This window comes from Variovorax sp. CCNWLW235, from assembly GCF_037204085.1.
In the GTDB taxonomy this organism is placed as follows: Bacteria; Pseudomonadota; Gammaproteobacteria; order Burkholderiales; family Burkholderiaceae_C; genus Variovorax.
Window position 1 is genome coordinate 48378 of the sequence record NZ_JBBCBW010000028.1, and the last position, 14339, is coordinate 62716.

Annotated in this window: 15 protein-coding genes; 11 read left to right on the forward strand and 4 right to left on the reverse strand. The window is 66.5% G+C overall.

Annotated features, from left to right (window positions below; genetic code table 11):
- Nucleotides 1-10 precede the first annotated feature (10 nt).
- From V9L21_RS23410 to V9L21_RS23420, 3 genes are all read left to right on the forward strand, one after another.
- Nucleotides 11-3175 (forward strand): efflux RND transporter permease subunit, encoded by a 3165-nt coding sequence (locus V9L21_RS23410; protein ID WP_337315228.1) that lies wholly within the window; start codon nucleotides 11-13, stop codon nucleotides 3173-3175.
- Nucleotides 3168-4583, forward strand: a complete 1416-nt coding sequence (locus V9L21_RS23415) for an efflux transporter outer membrane subunit (RefSeq protein WP_337315229.1) — start codon at nucleotides 3168-3170, stop codon at nucleotides 4581-4583. Before V9L21_RS23410 ends, V9L21_RS23415 begins: the two co-directional genes overlap by 8 nt.
- 205 nt (nucleotides 4584-4788) lie before the next feature.
- A complete protein-coding gene (locus V9L21_RS23420; protein ID WP_337315230.1) occupies nucleotides 4789-5406 on the forward strand; it encodes a c-type cytochrome in 618 nt (205 codons plus the stop codon).
- 67 nt (nucleotides 5407-5473) lie between these two features.
- On the opposite strand, the gene V9L21_RS23425 is transcribed toward V9L21_RS23420, so the two are convergent.
- The 3 genes from V9L21_RS23425 to V9L21_RS23435 are packed head-to-tail and all read right to left on the reverse strand — an operon-like array spanning nucleotide 5474 to nucleotide 7539.
- A complete protein-coding gene (locus tag V9L21_RS23425; RefSeq protein ID WP_337315231.1) occupies nucleotides 5474-6022 on the reverse strand; it encodes a DUF2946 family protein in 549 nt (182 codons plus the stop codon).
- A 35-nt stretch (nucleotides 6023-6057) separates the two neighbouring features.
- A complete protein-coding gene (locus V9L21_RS23430; RefSeq protein ID WP_337315242.1) occupies nucleotides 6058-7050 on the reverse strand; it encodes a YheT family hydrolase in 993 nt (330 codons plus the stop codon).
- Nucleotides 7051-7086: 36 nt separating this feature from the next.
- Entirely contained in the window at nucleotides 7087-7539 is a 453-nt protein-coding gene (locus V9L21_RS23435) for a YybH family protein (RefSeq protein ID WP_157616167.1), read from the reverse strand.
- A gap of 23 nt (nucleotides 7540-7562) precedes the next feature.
- On the opposite strand from V9L21_RS23435, the gene V9L21_RS23440 reads away from it, so the two are divergent.
- The 7 genes from V9L21_RS23440 to rutF are packed head-to-tail and all read left to right on the forward strand — an operon-like array spanning nucleotide 7563 to nucleotide 12065.
- Nucleotides 7563-7706 (forward strand): hypothetical protein, encoded by a 144-nt coding sequence (locus V9L21_RS23440; RefSeq protein ID WP_337315232.1) that lies wholly within the window; start codon nucleotides 7563-7565, stop codon nucleotides 7704-7706.
- A 51-nt stretch (nucleotides 7707-7757) separates the two neighbouring features.
- Nucleotides 7758-8870, forward strand: a complete 1113-nt coding sequence (rutA, locus tag V9L21_RS23445) for a pyrimidine utilization protein A (RefSeq protein ID WP_337315233.1) — start codon at nucleotides 7758-7760, stop codon at nucleotides 8868-8870.
- A 14-nt stretch (nucleotides 8871-8884) separates the two neighbouring features.
- The gene (gene rutB, locus V9L21_RS23450) at nucleotides 8885-9676 is read left to right on the forward strand and encodes a pyrimidine utilization protein B (protein WP_337315234.1); all 792 of its coding nucleotides are present in this window, start codon (nucleotides 8885-8887) and stop codon (nucleotides 9674-9676) included.
- A gap of 23 nt (nucleotides 9677-9699) precedes the next feature.
- A complete protein-coding gene (gene rutC / locus V9L21_RS23455; protein WP_124958891.1) occupies nucleotides 9700-10092 on the forward strand; it encodes a pyrimidine utilization protein C in 393 nt (130 codons plus the stop codon).
- A 2-nt stretch (nucleotides 10093-10094) separates the two neighbouring features.
- Nucleotides 10095-10895: a pyrimidine utilization protein D gene (rutD, locus tag V9L21_RS23460; protein ID WP_337315235.1), complete on the forward strand. Its 801-nt coding sequence runs from the start codon at nucleotides 10095-10097 to the stop codon at nucleotides 10893-10895.
- The gene (locus tag V9L21_RS23465) at nucleotides 10892-11488 is read left to right on the forward strand and encodes a malonic semialdehyde reductase (RefSeq protein ID WP_337315236.1); all 597 of its coding nucleotides are present in this window, start codon (nucleotides 10892-10894) and stop codon (nucleotides 11486-11488) included. The genes rutD and V9L21_RS23465 overlap by 4 nt, the downstream gene beginning before the upstream one ends.
- Nucleotides 11489-11528: 40 nt before the next feature.
- Nucleotides 11529-12065, forward strand: a complete 537-nt coding sequence (gene rutF / locus V9L21_RS23470; protein ID WP_337315237.1) for an NADH-dependent FMN reductase RutF — start codon at nucleotides 11529-11531, stop codon at nucleotides 12063-12065.
- 186 nt (nucleotides 12066-12251) lie between these two features.
- On the opposite strand, the gene rutR is transcribed toward rutF, so the two are convergent.
- Nucleotides 12252-13028: an HTH-type transcriptional regulator RutR gene (gene rutR, locus V9L21_RS23475; RefSeq protein WP_337315238.1), complete on the reverse strand. Its 777-nt coding sequence runs from the start codon at nucleotides 13026-13028 to the stop codon at nucleotides 12252-12254.
- A gap of 176 nt (nucleotides 13029-13204) precedes the next feature.
- Between rutR and V9L21_RS23480 the strand changes: the two genes are divergently transcribed.
- Nucleotides 13205-14209 carry an isopenicillin N synthase family dioxygenase gene (locus V9L21_RS23480; RefSeq protein ID WP_337315239.1) on the forward strand — a complete coding sequence of 335 codons (1005 nt, stop codon included), beginning with the start codon at nucleotides 13205-13207 and terminating at the stop codon, nucleotides 14207-14209.
- Nucleotides 14210-14339 lie beyond the last annotated feature (130 nt).

Here is a 14339-nt window from a genome sequence, read left to right on the forward strand (position 1 = left end):
GCGCGCCCGCATGGCCAAATTCTTTATCGACCGCCCGATCTTCGCCTGGGTGATTGCCCTGTTCGTCCTGGTGATGGGCGGCGTGGCAATTACGCAGCTGCCGATCTCGCAATACCCGCCGGTGGCACCGCCGGCCATCGTGATCAACGTGGCGTACCCCGGCGCCTCGGCCCAGACGCTCGAGGACAGCGTGCTGTCCGTGATCGAGCGTGAAATGAACGGCTCGCCGGGCCTGATCTACATGGAATCGGTGGCCCAGGCCGACGGCACCGGCACCATCACCATCAGCTTCGAGGCCGGCACCAACGACGACCTTGCGCAGGTGGACGTGCAGAACCGGCTCTCGCGCGCCACGCCGCGCCTGCCGGCGGCGGTAACGCAGCAGGGTGTGCGCGTGGACAAGTCGCGCGACAACTTCCTGATGTTTGTGATGCTGTCTTCGGACAATCCGGCGTTCGACCCCATTGCACTCGGCGACTACGCCGCGCGCAACGTGGTGCCAGAGCTGCAGCGCGTGGTCGGCGTGGGCCAGGCCCAGCTGTTCGGCTCTGAAAACGCAATGCGCATCTGGATCGACCCGGCCAAGCTGCAGGGCTTCAACCTGTCGGCCACCGACGTGAACAACGCGATTCGCGCGCAGAACGCGCAGGTGTCTTCAGGCACCCTGGGCGACCTGCCCAACGTTCCAGGCCAGGCTATTGCGGCCACCGTGGTGGTGAACGGCCAGCTGGCCAACGTGGAGCAGTTCAAGGAAATTGTGCTGCGCGCCAACCCCGACGGCTCGACCGTGCGGCTGAAGGACGTGGCCCGCGTTGAACTGGGCGGCCAGTCGTATGCCACCTCTGCCCGCCTGAACGGTGTGCCGGCGGTGGGTGTCGGCGTGCAGCCCACGCCCAACGGCAACGCGCTCGAATCGGCCAAGGCCATTCGCGCCAAGATGGCGGAGCTCGAGCGCTTTTTCCCGCAGGGCGTGAAGTGGAACATTCCGTACGACAGCTCGCGCTTCGTGCAGATTTCCATCACCGAAGTGGTGAAGACGCTGCTCGAAGCCATTGCGCTGGTGTTCGTGGTGATGTTCCTGTTCTTGCAGAACTGGCGCTACACGATCATTCCGACCATCGTGGTGCCAATTGCGCTGCTGGGCACGTTTGCCTCGCTGCTGGCGCTGGGCTTCTCGATCAACGTGCTGACCATGTTCGGCATGGTGCTGGTGATCGGTATCGTGGTGGACGACGCCATTGTGGTGGTCGAAAACGTCGAGCGCATCATGAGCGAAGAGGGGCTGTCGCCGCTCGAAGCCACGCGCAAGGCCATGCGGCAGATCTCGGGCGCCATCATCGGCGTGACGGTGGTGCTGATTTCGGTGTTTGTGCCGCTGGCGTTCTTTGCGGGCTCCACCGGCAACATCTACCGCCAGTTCTCGGCCGTGATGGTGACCTCGATTGCCTTCTCGGCCTTCATGGCGCTGTCGCTCACGCCGGCGCTGTGCGCCACGCTGCTCAAGCCGGTCGAAGCGGGCCACCACCACGAAAAGAGCGGCTTCTTCGGCTGGTTCAACCGCGGCTTTACGCGCACGGCCAAGGGCTATGAGAGCATGGTCGCGCGCATTCTGCGCCGCGCCGCGCGCTACCTGATCATCTACGCCGTGATCATCGGCGCGGTGGTGTTCACGTACATGCGCCTGCCAAGCTCGTTTCTGCCGCAAGAAGACCAGGGCAACATCATCGTGAACGTGCAGCTGCCCCCGGGCGCCACGCAAGAGCGCGCGCTGTCGGTCATGCAGCAGGTCGAAGGCTTCATCCTGAAGCAGCCTGAAGTGCAGAGCATGGTGGGCGTGATGGGCTTCAGCTTCTCTGGCCAGGGCCAGAACGCCGGCCTTGCCTTCGTCACGCTGAAAGACTGGGAAGAGCGCAAGGACCCGGCCCACTCGGCCAGCGCCCTCGCGGGCCGCGCCTTCGGTGCGCTCTCGGGCATTCGCGATGCGTTCATCTACCCGCTGAGCCCGCCGCCCATTCCTGAACTGGGCAACGCCAGCGGCTTCAGCTTCCGGCTGCAAGACCGTTCGGGCGCCGGCCACGACGCGCTCATCAACGCGCGCAACCAGTTGCTGGGCATGGCCAGCCAGAGCAAGGTGCTGACGCAGGTGCGCCCTGACGGCCTGGAAGACGCGCCGCAGCTGCAGATCGACATCGACCGCGACAAGGCCAACGCACTGGGCGTGAGCTTCGACGCGATCAACGCCACGCTGTCGACGGGCCTGGGTTCGAGCTACATCAACGACTTTCCGAACCGCGGCCGCCTGCAGCGCGTGGTGGTGCAAGCCGATGCGCCGGCCCGCATGCAGCCGGACGACCTGCTGAAGCTGAACGCCAGCAACACGCAGGGCCAGCCGGTGCCGCTGTCGGCCTTTGCCACTACCAAGTGGGTGACGGGCGCCACGCAAACGGTGCGCTACAACGGCTACCCCGCCATCCGCATCAGCGGCGACGCGGCGCCGGGCTTCAGCACGGGCGCGGCCATGGCCGAGATGGAAAAGCTTGCAAGCCAACTGCCGCAAGGCTTCGGCTTTGAATGGACGGGCCAGTCGCGCGAAGAAAAGCTCGCGGGCTCGCAGGCCATCATCCTTTACGGCTTCGCAATCCTGGCGGTGTTCCTGTGCCTGGCCGCGCTGTACGAGAGCTGGTCGATCCCGCTGTCGGTCATTCTGGTGGTGCCGCTCGGCGTGCTGGGGGTGCTGCTGGCAACCATGCTGCGCGCCTACTCGAACGACGTGTACTTCCAGGTGGGGCTGATCACCATCATCGGCCTGTCGGCGAAGAACGCGATTCTGATCATCGAGTTTGCGAAGGACCTGCAGGCGCAGGGCAAGGGCATCGTCGAATCGGCGCTGGCCGCCGCCCACCTGCGGTTCCGCCCGATCATCATGACCTCGCTGGCCTTTGGCCTGGGCGTGGTGCCGCTGGCCATTGCCTCGGGCGCCGGCTCGGCAAGCCAGCGCGCCATTGGCACCGGCGTGCTGGGCGGCATGGTCACGGGCACGGTGCTGGCCGTGATCTTCGTGCCGGTGTTCTTCGTGGTGGTGCGCACGCTGTTCAAGGGCAGCGCACGCCAGCATGAAGCCGACAAGCGGCATGCCGAAGCCGCCGGCATCACGGAGGAAAAGACACATGACTAAGAAACTGATTCCCACGGCCCTGGCCGCGGCCATGCTGCTGGCCGGCTGCTCGCTGATTCCGACCTACGAGCGCCCCGCCGCGCCGGTGCCCACCACCTTTCCGGGCGACCCGGCGCAGCCGGCGGGCCAGGCCGCGGCCGCCCTGCCCTGGCAGGACTTCTTCACCGATCCGCGCCTGACCGGGCTCATTCAGACCGCGCTGGCCAACAACCGCGACCTGCGCGTGTCGGTGCTCAACATCGAGCAGGCGCGCGCGCAATTCCAGATCGAGCGCTCGGCGCTCTTTCCGGCGCTGGGCCTCACGGGCAGCGGGTCGCGTTCGAGCCCCAACCAGCTGCAGGCCTTCGACAGCAGCGCGGGCAGCGTGTCGTCGCAGTACAGCGTCAACCTGGGCATCACCGCCTGGGAGATCGACTTCTTCGGCCGCATCCGCAGCCTGAAGGACCAGGCGCTGGCGCAATACCTCGCCACCGAAGAAACGCGCAAGGCCGCGCAAATCAGCCTGATCGCGGCCGTGGCCACGGGCTGGCTCACGCTGATTGCGGACGACGAACTGCTGGAGCTCACGCGCCAGACGATGGTCACGCGCGAAGAATCGGTGCGCCTGACCAAGCTGCGCTTCGACAACGGCGTGTCGTCGGAGCTCGACTTCCAGGCCGCGAACTCGCTGGCCGAAACCGCCCGTGCTTCTTATGCGCAGCAACTGCGCACGCGCCAGCAGGACGAGAACGCGCTCGCCCTGCTGCTCGGCGCGCCGGTGCCGGCAGAAGCCACGGCCGGCGGCGCCAAGGGGCTGGACGGCATCAAGCCGATGCCCGATGTGCCCGCGGGCCTGCCTTCGGACCTGCTGACCGAGCGGCCGGACATCCGCTCGGCCGAGCAGCAACTGATTGCGGCCAACGCCAACATCGGCGCGGCGCGCGCGGCGTTCTTTCCGCGTGTGTCGCTCACCACCTCGATCGGCACCGCCAGCAGCGAGTTCTCGGGCCTGTTCGACAGCGGATCGAAGGCCTGGGCCTTTTCGCCGCAGATCACGCTGCCCATCTTCGATGCGGGCCGCAACATTGCGGGGCTCGACTCGGCCAAGGCCGGGCGCGAGATTGCCGTGGCGCAGTACGAAAAGTCGATCCAGACTGCCTTCCGCGAAGTGGCGGACGCCCTGGCCGGCCGTGCCACGCTGGGCGAACAGGTGCGGGCGCAACGCGCGCAGGCCGACGCCGAAGCGGTGCGCTTCAAGCTCTCCGACATGCGCTACCGCAACGGCATTGCCAGCGCGCTCGACCTGCTGGACGCACAGCGCTCGCTGTACACGGCGCAGCAATCGGCCGTGACCACGCGGCTCTTGCAGCTGCAGAACCAGGTCACGCTCTACAAGACGCTGGGCGGCGGTTGGGCAAAGGCTGGTTGACACCCCCCGAAGCGCCTTCGGCGCCTCCCCCCACTGGGGGGCGCACCCGGCGGCCCGGCAAAGCCGGTTCCGCGGGTGCACTGGAATGAGCTCGTTGCATTGAAGCATCGCGGAGAGGCCTTCCGTCCTTTGGGCGGAGGGCCTCTCTATAATCGCCGGTTGATTCGAAAAAGCCCCCCGACGAGCCCCCGTTATTGAGGACGCCATGAGCGCAGACCCGCACTACCAGGCCACAGAAGAAGCCCACACCGGCCCGATCAAGAACCCGAAGCAACTGCTGCTCGCGGTATTTTTCTCTTTTCTTGCCCCCATCCTGATCATCGTGGGCCTTGTGGCCTATGTGGTTTCGGGCAACAAGCCCGCGGGCACGGCCGAGGGCGACAACATGGCGCTCTACGGCGTGTCGCAAGACGCGCGCAACCGCGAAGTGGCCGAGCGGCTCAAGAAGGTCGGCACCATCGAAATCCGCGATGCCAACCGCCCCCTTGCGGCTGGCGAGACCGTGTTCAAGGCCCAGTGCGCCGCCTGCCATGCGCCGCCCGGCATTCCCGGCGCTCCGCACCTGAACGACGCCGCAGCCTGGGGCCCGCGCATCGGCCAGGGCTACGCAACGCTGCTCGACCATGCGCTGCATGGCAAGGGCGCCATGCCGGCCCAGGGCGGCGGCGACTTCGAAGACCTCGAAATCGGCCGTGCCGTGGTTTATCTGGCCAACGCCGGCGGCGCCAAGTTCCCGGTGCCCGAGCGCCCCGCCGCGGCAGCGGCACCCGCCGATGGCGCTGCTTCGGCCGCCGCACCGGCCGCCCCCACCGCCAGCAAGTAAGCGAGGGCTTCGCCCCAATAAAAAAGCCGGCCTCGAGCCGGCTTTTTCATGCGCGCAACCTGAACAGCTACTGTTTTGATAGCGCCGCGGGCTGCCGTGCCGCGGGGCTCAGCACATGGCCGAAGCGCTGCGGCAAGTCGGCCGAGCGCACCGGCTCGGGCGTCCACAGCCCCTGGTCGATGGCTTCGGCGGCCAGGCCCACGTCCTGCGTGTGAACCAGCCCAAGGCCGAGCGGCGCGGCCAGGTAGAGGCGGCCCTCCTCGTCGAGCAGGCACCCGGAAACCTCGACCGCCTGCCCGGTATGGGCGGTGACGGCAAAGCCCTTGTCGTCGGCAATGCGCCAGACAAAAGGCGCCGCCTCCAGTTCGACATAGACGCGCTGGGGGCCGTTCTGGAAGAACCACTGCCCTTCGCCGTCGTGGTCGTAGTTGCGGTGGATGAAGTCGATGAGCTTCTCGTGCCGCAGCATCGAGCCCTTGGCGGCCGGAAACGGCCCCTGGGCCTGGGTGCGGTCGTCGCGCATGTACCAGTTGCCGCGCGCGTCCAGGCCAAGCCAGCCGTAGCAATGCGGCACGTTGGGCCACTTGGCGAGCGCTTGTTTAACGATGTCGTCCATGAAAGCTATTCTGCGCGCCCGCGCGGCAGTCGGGGCTAGGCGAATTGCCCGAGCCAGCTACCGACGCTCTCCGGCATGCCGCGCACATGGCCCGGCGGCGCGCCGAGCGGAAAGCCCACATGGCCGCCGTGCGCGGGCTGCCACAACGTGACGTGCCGGCCCACCTCGCCCGGGCCCGGCAGGCTGCGGGCCGGAATGAACGGATCGTTCAGCGCGTTCACCACCAGCGTGGGCACGCGAATCGCGCTCAGGTGCGGCTTGGACGAACCCCGCGCCCAGTAGTCGTCGGTGTTGCGAAAGCCGTGCAGCGGCGCCGTGAACACGTCGTCGAAGGTGTAGAGGTCTCGCGCCGCCAGCAGCCGCTCGCGGTCGAACAGCCCCGGAAACTGGGCCAGCTTGGCCAGCGCCTTGGGCTTCATGGTGGCCAGGAACATGCGCGTGTAGACCAGCCGGTTGAAGCCGCGGCCGATTGCCTCGCCGCCGGCCGCCAGATCGAGCGGCGCACACACCGAGGCCACTGCAGCCACCGAGGCGTGGGCCGAGTCGCCGGCCTCGCAAGCCCAGCGCAGCAGCGCATTTCCGCCCAGCGAAACGCCCGCGGCCAGCACGGGGCCGCCTTCGTGGGAGGCCTGCCGCTCGCGCATGCGCCGCAAGATCCAGTCGATTTCTTCGTAGTCGCCCGAGTGGTAGGCGCGCGGCGCCAGGTTCAGCTCGCCGCTGCAGCCCCTGAAATGCGGCACTGCGAAGTCCATGCCCCGCTCGGCCGCAAACACGGCAAAGGCTTCGGCATAGTGGCTGCGGGACGACCCTTCCAGGCCGTGGAACAGCACCAGCAAAGGGCGCGGTCCGGGGCTTGTGCCCACCAGGGCCGAATCGGCAAAGTCGACATCGATGAAATCGCCGTCGGGCGCGTTCCAGCGCTCACGGCGGTACACCGGCGCCGGTCCGTCGAAGCGGCGCGCATACAGCGCCGCCCAGATGGTCTGCAGGTTGCCGCCGGGCAGCCAGCGCGGCGCCACGTAGCCCATCGATGAATGCGGGGAAGAAACGTCGTCAGGCATTTCTCAATGCAGGATCTGGGGCGGGTCGTTCGCGTCGACGGGTTCCCGCGCGCTGCCGGGGCTTGCATGGTGCGCCACCATGCGCCAGCCTTCGGCGGTCTTGTGATAGACGTTGGTGGCCAGCACAAAGGCGTGCTTCGGGCCCTCGGCCGTGAGCACCTCGATGCGTTCGAGCACGTTGTGCACCGCGCTTGCGAGCGACTCGATCTTGCGCACGCGCGCGGGCATCGCGTGAATGGCGCCGTTGCCGAACATCTGCTCGAAAGCCGCGCGGATCGCCGTGGCGCCCACCAGGCGGGGGCCGCCCGGGTGCACGCAGAACACCTCGTCCTCGTCGGCCCAGCACGCCATCAGCGCTTCGATGTCGCCGCGCTGCAGCGCCTCATAAAACGCGGCCTCGATGTCGTCTGCAGTACCGCCGACGGCAGCGGCGGCACGGAGTGGGGTCTTGGGCATGGGGTGATTTTGCCGCGCGATCCATGACGCCGGCGCTGCACCGGTTTGGCCTTGCCGCGCACCGTGCTGCCGCAAGCCGGGCGGTTCATCTGCTCCACTTTGGACCAAATGGTCAAAAAGAAACATTAGAAAACATTCAAGGCGTTGATTTGAAAGGACTTTTTTAACTGGCACGGGCCATGCATAGGGCTTTGCGACCCCGCAACTGGAGCTTCTGCATGAACGTCGGCATCTTCATTCCCATCGGCAACAACGGCTGGCTGCTCTCCGAAAACGCACCGCAGTACAAGCCGAGTTTCGAACTCAACAAGGAGATCACGCTCACGGCCGAGCGCTACGGCGTCGACTTTGTGCTGTCGATGATCAAGCTGCGCGGCTTTGGCGGCAAGACCGAGTTCTGGGACCACAACCTCGAGTCGTTCACGCTCATGGCCGGGCTCGCGGCCGTTACCACCAAGATCAAGCTCTTTGCCACCGCGGCCTCGCTGGTGATGCCGCCGGCCATCGTGGCGCGCATGGCATCGACCATCGACTCGATTTCCAACGGTCGCTTTGGCCTGAACCTCGTCACCGGCTGGCAGCGCCCCGAATACTCGCAAATGGGCATGTGGCCCGGCGACCAGTTCTTCGGCACGCGCTACCAATACCTGTCTGAATACATCCAGGTGCTGCGCGACCTGTGGGGCACCGGCCAATCGGATTTCAAGGGCGCGCACTTCCAGATGGACGACTGCCGCCTGAGCCCCCGGCCGCAAGCCGACATGAAGGTGATCTGCGCGGGCCAGAGCGACGCCGGCATGGACTTTTCCGCGAAATACGCCGACTACAACTTCTGCTTCGGCAAAGGCGTGAACACGCCCAAGGCCTTTGCGCCTGCGGCCGAAAAGCTCATCGAGGCCACGGGCAAGACCGGCCGCCACGTGACCACCTACGTGCTGATGATGGTGATTGCCGACGAAACCGACGAAGCCGCGCGCGCCAAGTGGGAGCACTACAAGGCGGGCGCCGACCACGAAGCCATTGCGTGGCTGGGCCAGCAGGGCGCGGCCGACACCAAGTCGGGCGCCGACACCAATGTGCGCCAGATGGCCGACCCGACCTCGGCCGTCAACATCAACATGGGCACGCTGGTGGGCTCTTACGCCACAGTTGCGCGCCTGCTCGACGAGATGGCCGAAGTGCCGGGCACCGAAGGCGTGCTGCTCACCTTCGACGACTTTCTGCAGGGTGTTGCGGCATTCGGCGAGCGCATCCAGCCGCTCATGAAGAGCCGCGCGCATGTGCAGAGCCCTGTGGCCTCGCAGGCCGAACCCGAGCGCCTTGCGGCCTGAAAGGAAACACGCGCATGGCCACGCCCGCACGCAACACCACGCTCACCTCGACCACGCCCGTCGGCGCGCCACGCCTGCCCGGCACACCCGCGCCGCTGGTGCTGCCGGCCCGGCCCGAACCGTTGGCGCTGCATGCCACCGACTCGGCATTGATCGTGGTCGACATGCAGAACGCCTATGCCTCCATCGGCGGCTATGTCGATTCGGCAGGCTTCGATATTTCCGGCGCGCAGGGCACCATCGCCAACATCGCGCGCACCATTGCGGCGGCGCGCGCAGCCGGCATGCTGGTCGTGTTTCTTCAGAACGGCTGGGACGCCGCCTACGTCGAGGCCGGCGGACCGGGCTCGCCCAACTGGCACAAGTCGAACGCGCTCAAGACCATGCGCGCCAAGCCCGAGCTCGCAGGCAAGTTCCTCGCCAAGGGCGGCTGGGACTACGAACTCATCGCAGAGATGAAGCCGGAGCCCGGCGACATCGTGGTGCCCAAGACGCGCTACAGCGGCTTCTTCAACAGCACGCTCGACAGCACGCTGCGCGCACGCGGCATCCGCCACCTGGTGTTCACCGGCATTGCCACCAACGTGTGCGTGGAGTCGACGCTGCGCGATGCCTTTCACCTCGAATACTTCGCCGTGATGCTCGAAGACGCCACGCACGAGCTTGGCGGTGCGGCCATACAGAAAGCCTCCGTCTACAACGTCGAGACCTTCTTCGGCTGGGTTTCGACCGTGGACCAGTTCTGCGCCACCTTTGCACCCGAGCCCGCCGCGCAGCCTGTAGCGGCTGAAGCAGCCATCGCCTGATTTTTTTAAAGGAGCCCGTCCTCATGCCCAAGCAAGCCATCATCCCCGCCGGAACCACCACGCCCATCGCCCCGTTCGTGCCCGGCACCATGGCCGACGGCGTGGTCTACGTGTCGGGCACGCTGCCCTTCGACAAGGACAACAATGTGGTGCACGTGGGCGACGCCTCCGCGCAGACGCGCCACGTGCTCGAAACGATCCAGAACGTGATCAAAACGGCCGGCGGCACCATGGACGACGTGACGTTCAACATGATCATGATCAAGGACTGGGCCGACTACGCGAAGGTGAACGCGGTGTACGCCGAGTTCTTTCCGGGCACCAAACCTGCGCGCTACTGCATCCAGTGCGGCCTGGTAAAGCCCGACGCGCTGGTCGAAATCGCCTCCATCGCCCACGTCGGCAACAAGGCCTGAGCATGCCGCTGCACTACGAAGTGCATGGCCCGGCCGACGGCGAGGCGGTGCTGCTGTCGTCGGGCCTGGGCGGTTCGGCCGCCTTCTGGCAACCGCAGATCGGCGCGCTCGTTGCAGCGGGCCATCGCGTGATTGCGTACGACCAGCGCGGAACGGGCCGCAGCCCCGCCGCACTGAGCGCGGACTACGCCATTGCCGACATGGCGCGCGACGTGGTGCAGATTCTCGACGCCACGTCGACGCCGCGCTGCCACCTGGTGGGGCACGCGCTCGGCGGGCTCGTCGGGCTGCAGCTGGCACTCGACGAGCCCTCGCGTGTGGCGAGCCTGGTGCTGGTCAATGCGTGGTCCAAGCCCAATGCGCACTCGGCGCGCTGCTTTGATGCGCGGCTTGCGCTGCTCGGCGCCTGCGGCCCGCGCGCGTATGTAGAAGCGCAGCCGATCTTCTTATACCCCGCGGCCTGGTGCGCGGAACATGCGCAGCGCGTGGCCGACGAGGTCGACCATGCGTTTGCGCACTTTCCCGGCGAGGCCAACATGCGTGTGCGCATCGGCGCGCTGCGCGCCTTCGACATCGACGCGCAACTTGGCGACATCACCGCGCCCACGCTGGTGGCCGCCGCCATGGACGATGCGCTGGTGCCGTGGACCTGCTCGCAGCACCTGGCCGATGGCCTGCACGACGTGACGCTGCACTTCATGCCGCACGGCGGCCATGCGCACAGCGTGACCGAGGCCGACGCATTCAACCGCAGCCTGCTCGACTTTCTTTCCCGGGTCAGCGCACCCGGCGTTCCCGCATGACCACCACCACCGCCCTCGACGACGCCGCACTGGCACTTCTCTTTACCGAAGCACGCAGCCACAACGGCTGGACCGCGGAGCCCGTGACGGATGAGCAACTCCGGCAGGTCTATGCGCTCGCCCGCATGGGCCCGACCTCGGCCAACTGCTCGCCCGCACGCTTTGTGTTCGTTCGCACGCCCGAGGGCAAGCAGCGCCTGGCGCCTGCGCTTTCCAAGGGCAACCTCGACAAGACCATGGCGGCACCGGTCACGGTCATCGCCGCGTGGGACCGCAAGTTCTACGACAGGCTGCCCACGCTGTTTCCGCACACCGATGCGCGCAGCTGGTTCACCGGCAGCCCCGAGGCCGCGCACGAAACCGCCTTTCGCAACGCCAGCCTGCAGGCGGGCTACCTGCTGCTCGCCGCGCGCGCGGTGGGGCTCGATGCAGGCCCGATGTCGGGCTTCGACAAGGCGAAGGTGGATGCCGCGTTCTTCGAGGGCACCGACTGGAGCACCAACTTCTTGATCAACCTCGGCCATGGCGATGCGGCCAAGGTGTTCGGCCGTCTGCCGCGGCTGGCCTTCGAGGAAGCCTGCCTGCTGGCCTGAAGCCAGAGCGCGCACATCACGACGATTCCGGAGCTCCGACATGCTGAACGCAATAGCCTCCCACGCCGAATCGAGCGGGCTGCCCCCGATATTGCCCAAGGCCGATTACCGCAATGCCATGGCGCGGTTGGGCGCGGCGGTCAACATCATCACCACCGACGGGCCCGCGGGCCGCGCCGGCTTCACCGCGTCGGCCGTGTGCAGCGTGACCGACGAACCGCCGATGCTGCTGGTGTGCCTGAACCGGTCGGCATCGGTGTACCCCGCGTTTACGGCCAACGGCGTGCTGTGCGTGAACGTGCTGGCGGCGGGCCACCAGGCGCTATCCGGCCTGTTCGGCGGCAAGACGCCGATGGACGAGCGCTTTGCCGCGGCACGCTGGGGCCGCAAGGCGACCGGATCGCCGGTGCTGGAAGATGCCGCGGCGTCATTCGATTGCCGCGTGGTGCGCGCGACCAGCGCGGGCACGCATGACGTGCTGTTCTGTGAAGCGCTGGCGATTGCGATCGGCGGGGCGGCGCAGAGCCTGATCTATTTCGACCGCCGCTATCACGAGATAGCGACACCGCCGCACTGACCTGGTCTTGCCCCCTCTCCCCGTTTTCTCCCCTCTCCCTCTGGGAGAGGGTTAGGGTGAGGGCAGGCGGCCTTCGCAAGCCCACCGCTTCTTCCAACGCCGCTGGCCCTCACCCCAGCCCTCTCCCAGAGGGAGAGGGAGCAAGTCCGCAACCCGGCCTCTCTGTCATCCCGAGGGAGCAACCCCCTACCGCGGCGCAATCCCCTGCAGCACGATCCGCTGCACGTTCTCCACCGTCTGCTCAAAAAACACCGGGTCCTCCAGCGTATGCCCCGTCAGCGCCTGCACCTGCACACCAAAATCCGCGTAGTGCTGCGTGACAGCCCAGAGCGCAAAAATCAGGTGATGCGGATCGACCGGCGCAAGCTTGCCCGACGCAATCCATGAACGGATGACCTCCGACTTGCGCTCCACCAGCGTGCGCAGTTCGCGGTCGAGCTCGTCGCGCAGCAGGGGCGCGCCCTGGATCATTTCAAGGCAGAACAGGCGCGACGCATCGGGCCGGTCGCGCGAGACCACGAGCTTGCGGCGGATGTAGCCGCCGATGGCCTCGCCCGGGTCCTGCTCGGCACTGAAGCCGCGCAGCGGCTCCAGCCACAGTGCGAGCAGGTCGCGCAGCACGTTCACATACAGCTCTTCCTTGTTGGCAAAGTAATAGAGCAGATTGCTCTTGGACACATCGGCGCGCGCCGCCACCTGGTCGATCGACGTGCCATGCAATCCGAAGCGCGAGAACAGGCCCAGCGCCGCACCGAGGATGGCGCTGCGCTTGTCTTCGATCTGGCGCAGCCTGCGGCTCACCGCCGAGGCGCTGCGCACCGCGGGCTTCGCGGACTTGCGCACCAGGCCCTTCACGGCGCCCTTCACAGCGCTCTTGGCTGGGGTCTTCTTTGTGCTGCTGGCTGCGGCCAGCGCCTTGGTCTTCGGCATCTTCCCTCGCTTCTCGATTTGCAGGCTCTTCATTCATTCGTTCATTCAACGCGCACCACTGTAAGGCCGCGTGCATCGCGTTGCGCCGTACGGGCCATCCCGCACGCGCAGTGCGCACCATGCTGACGCGACAAATGCATTTTGTCCATTTGGTCCAACTGGCACAGACGTTGCATGGCGAAAGGCATGCCAAGCACGAGGACCGACACATGACAACCCTGCTGTCCGTACCCATCATCGATCTCGCGCCCTACTTCGGCGGCACGGCCGAAGGCAAGGAACAGGTCGCGAAGAAAGTCGACGAGGCCTGCCGCAGCATCGGCTTTCTCGTCATTACCAACCACGGCATCCCGGCCGAACTGATCGCGCGCGTGTCGAAGCTCTCGCGCGCGTTCTTCGAGATGCCGCTGGCCGAGAAGCGCAAGGTCGACCGGCCGCGCGAAGACGCGGTGCGCGGCTACAGCGCAGTGGGCGAAGAGGGGCTTTCGTACAGCCTGGAAGAGGCCGCGCCCGGCGACCTGAAGGAGTCGTTCTCGGTCGGCCCCTCGAACGTGCCCGACGACGACTACCACCGCGGCCCCGCCGCCGGCCCGCACTTCGAACCCAACAGCTGGCCGCCGATCGACGGCTTTCGTGAAGCGTACGAAGCCTACTTCGACGCCATGAGCGATCTCTCCCGCTCGCTGATGCGCATCTTCGCGCTCGGCCTTGCGCTGCCCGAGACGTTCTTCGACGACAAGATCGACAAGCACATCAGCATGTTCCGCGTGCTGAGCTATCCGCCGCAACGTGAAGCGCCACTGCCAGGCCAGTTGCGCGCCGGCGCGCACAGCGACTACGGCAGCCTCACCGTCGTGCTGCCCGACGACAAGGGCCTGCAGGTGTTCAACAAGGCAGGCCAGTGGGTCGACGTACCGCAGGTGGAAGGCGGCCTGGTGGTCAACATTGCCGACCTGATGATGCAGTGGACCAACGACCAGTGGGTGTCCACGCTGCACCGCGTGGTCAATCCGCCGTTCGAGGTGGCCAGCACCAACCGCCGGCAGTCGCTGGTGTTCTTTCACCAGCCCAACTACGACGCAATGGTCGAGTGTCTGCCGAGCTGTCTTGCGCCGGGCGAGCAGCCGAAGTACGCGCCCATTTCATCGGGTGACCACCTGACCTCCAAGTTCGTGAAGCAGACGACCTTTGGTGGGACCAAGGCTGTGGCCTAGGTGCACGATGAAAACTTGTTTTTTTAGTCGTCGTGCTGTGCGTGAGTTGCCTTGTTCGGGGGGCGCACCCGCCGACGGGGTACCTTTCTCCGCGAATGTCCCCCGGCCTGCGGCCTCCTCCTTTATTTCG

What these genes read in the sequence shown, in the direction of transcription:
- V9L21_RS23410 (WP_337315228.1), top strand. Translation starts at nt 11, where the DNA reads ATGGCCAAATTCTTTATCGACCGCCCGATCTTCGCCTGGGTGATTGCC.
- V9L21_RS23415 (WP_337315229.1), top strand. Translation starts at nt 3,168, where the DNA reads ATGACTAAGAAACTGATTCCCACGGCCCTGGCCGCGGCCATGCTGCTG.
- V9L21_RS23420 (WP_337315230.1), top strand. Translation starts at nt 4,789, where the DNA reads ATGAGCGCAGACCCGCACTACCAGGCCACAGAAGAAGCCCACACCGGC.
- V9L21_RS23425 (WP_337315231.1), bottom strand. Translation starts at nt 6,022, where the DNA reads ATGGACGACATCGTTAAACAAGCGCTCGCCAAGTGGCCCAACGTGCCG.
- V9L21_RS23430 (WP_337315242.1), bottom strand. Translation starts at nt 7,050, where the DNA reads ATGGGCTACGTGGCGCCGCGCTGGCTGCCCGGCGGCAACCTGCAGACC.
- V9L21_RS23435 (WP_157616167.1), bottom strand. Translation starts at nt 7,539, where the DNA reads ATGCCCAAGACCCCACTCCGTGCCGCCGCTGCCGTCGGCGGTACTGCA.
- V9L21_RS23440 (WP_337315232.1), top strand. Translation starts at nt 7,563, where the DNA reads ATGACGCCGGCGCTGCACCGGTTTGGCCTTGCCGCGCACCGTGCTGCC.
- rutA (WP_337315233.1), top strand. Translation starts at nt 7,758, where the DNA reads ATGAACGTCGGCATCTTCATTCCCATCGGCAACAACGGCTGGCTGCTC.
- rutB (WP_337315234.1), top strand. Translation starts at nt 8,885, where the DNA reads ATGGCCACGCCCGCACGCAACACCACGCTCACCTCGACCACGCCCGTC.
- rutC (WP_124958891.1), top strand. Translation starts at nt 9,700, where the DNA reads ATGCCCAAGCAAGCCATCATCCCCGCCGGAACCACCACGCCCATCGCC.
- rutD (WP_337315235.1), top strand. Translation starts at nt 10,095, where the DNA reads ATGCCGCTGCACTACGAAGTGCATGGCCCGGCCGACGGCGAGGCGGTG.
- V9L21_RS23465 (WP_337315236.1), top strand. Translation starts at nt 10,892, where the DNA reads ATGACCACCACCACCGCCCTCGACGACGCCGCACTGGCACTTCTCTTT.
- rutF (WP_337315237.1), top strand. Translation starts at nt 11,529, where the DNA reads ATGCTGAACGCAATAGCCTCCCACGCCGAATCGAGCGGGCTGCCCCCG.
- rutR (WP_337315238.1), bottom strand. Translation starts at nt 13,028, where the DNA reads ATGAAGAGCCTGCAAATCGAGAAGCGAGGGAAGATGCCGAAGACCAAG.
- V9L21_RS23480 (WP_337315239.1), top strand. Translation starts at nt 13,205, where the DNA reads ATGACAACCCTGCTGTCCGTACCCATCATCGATCTCGCGCCCTACTTC.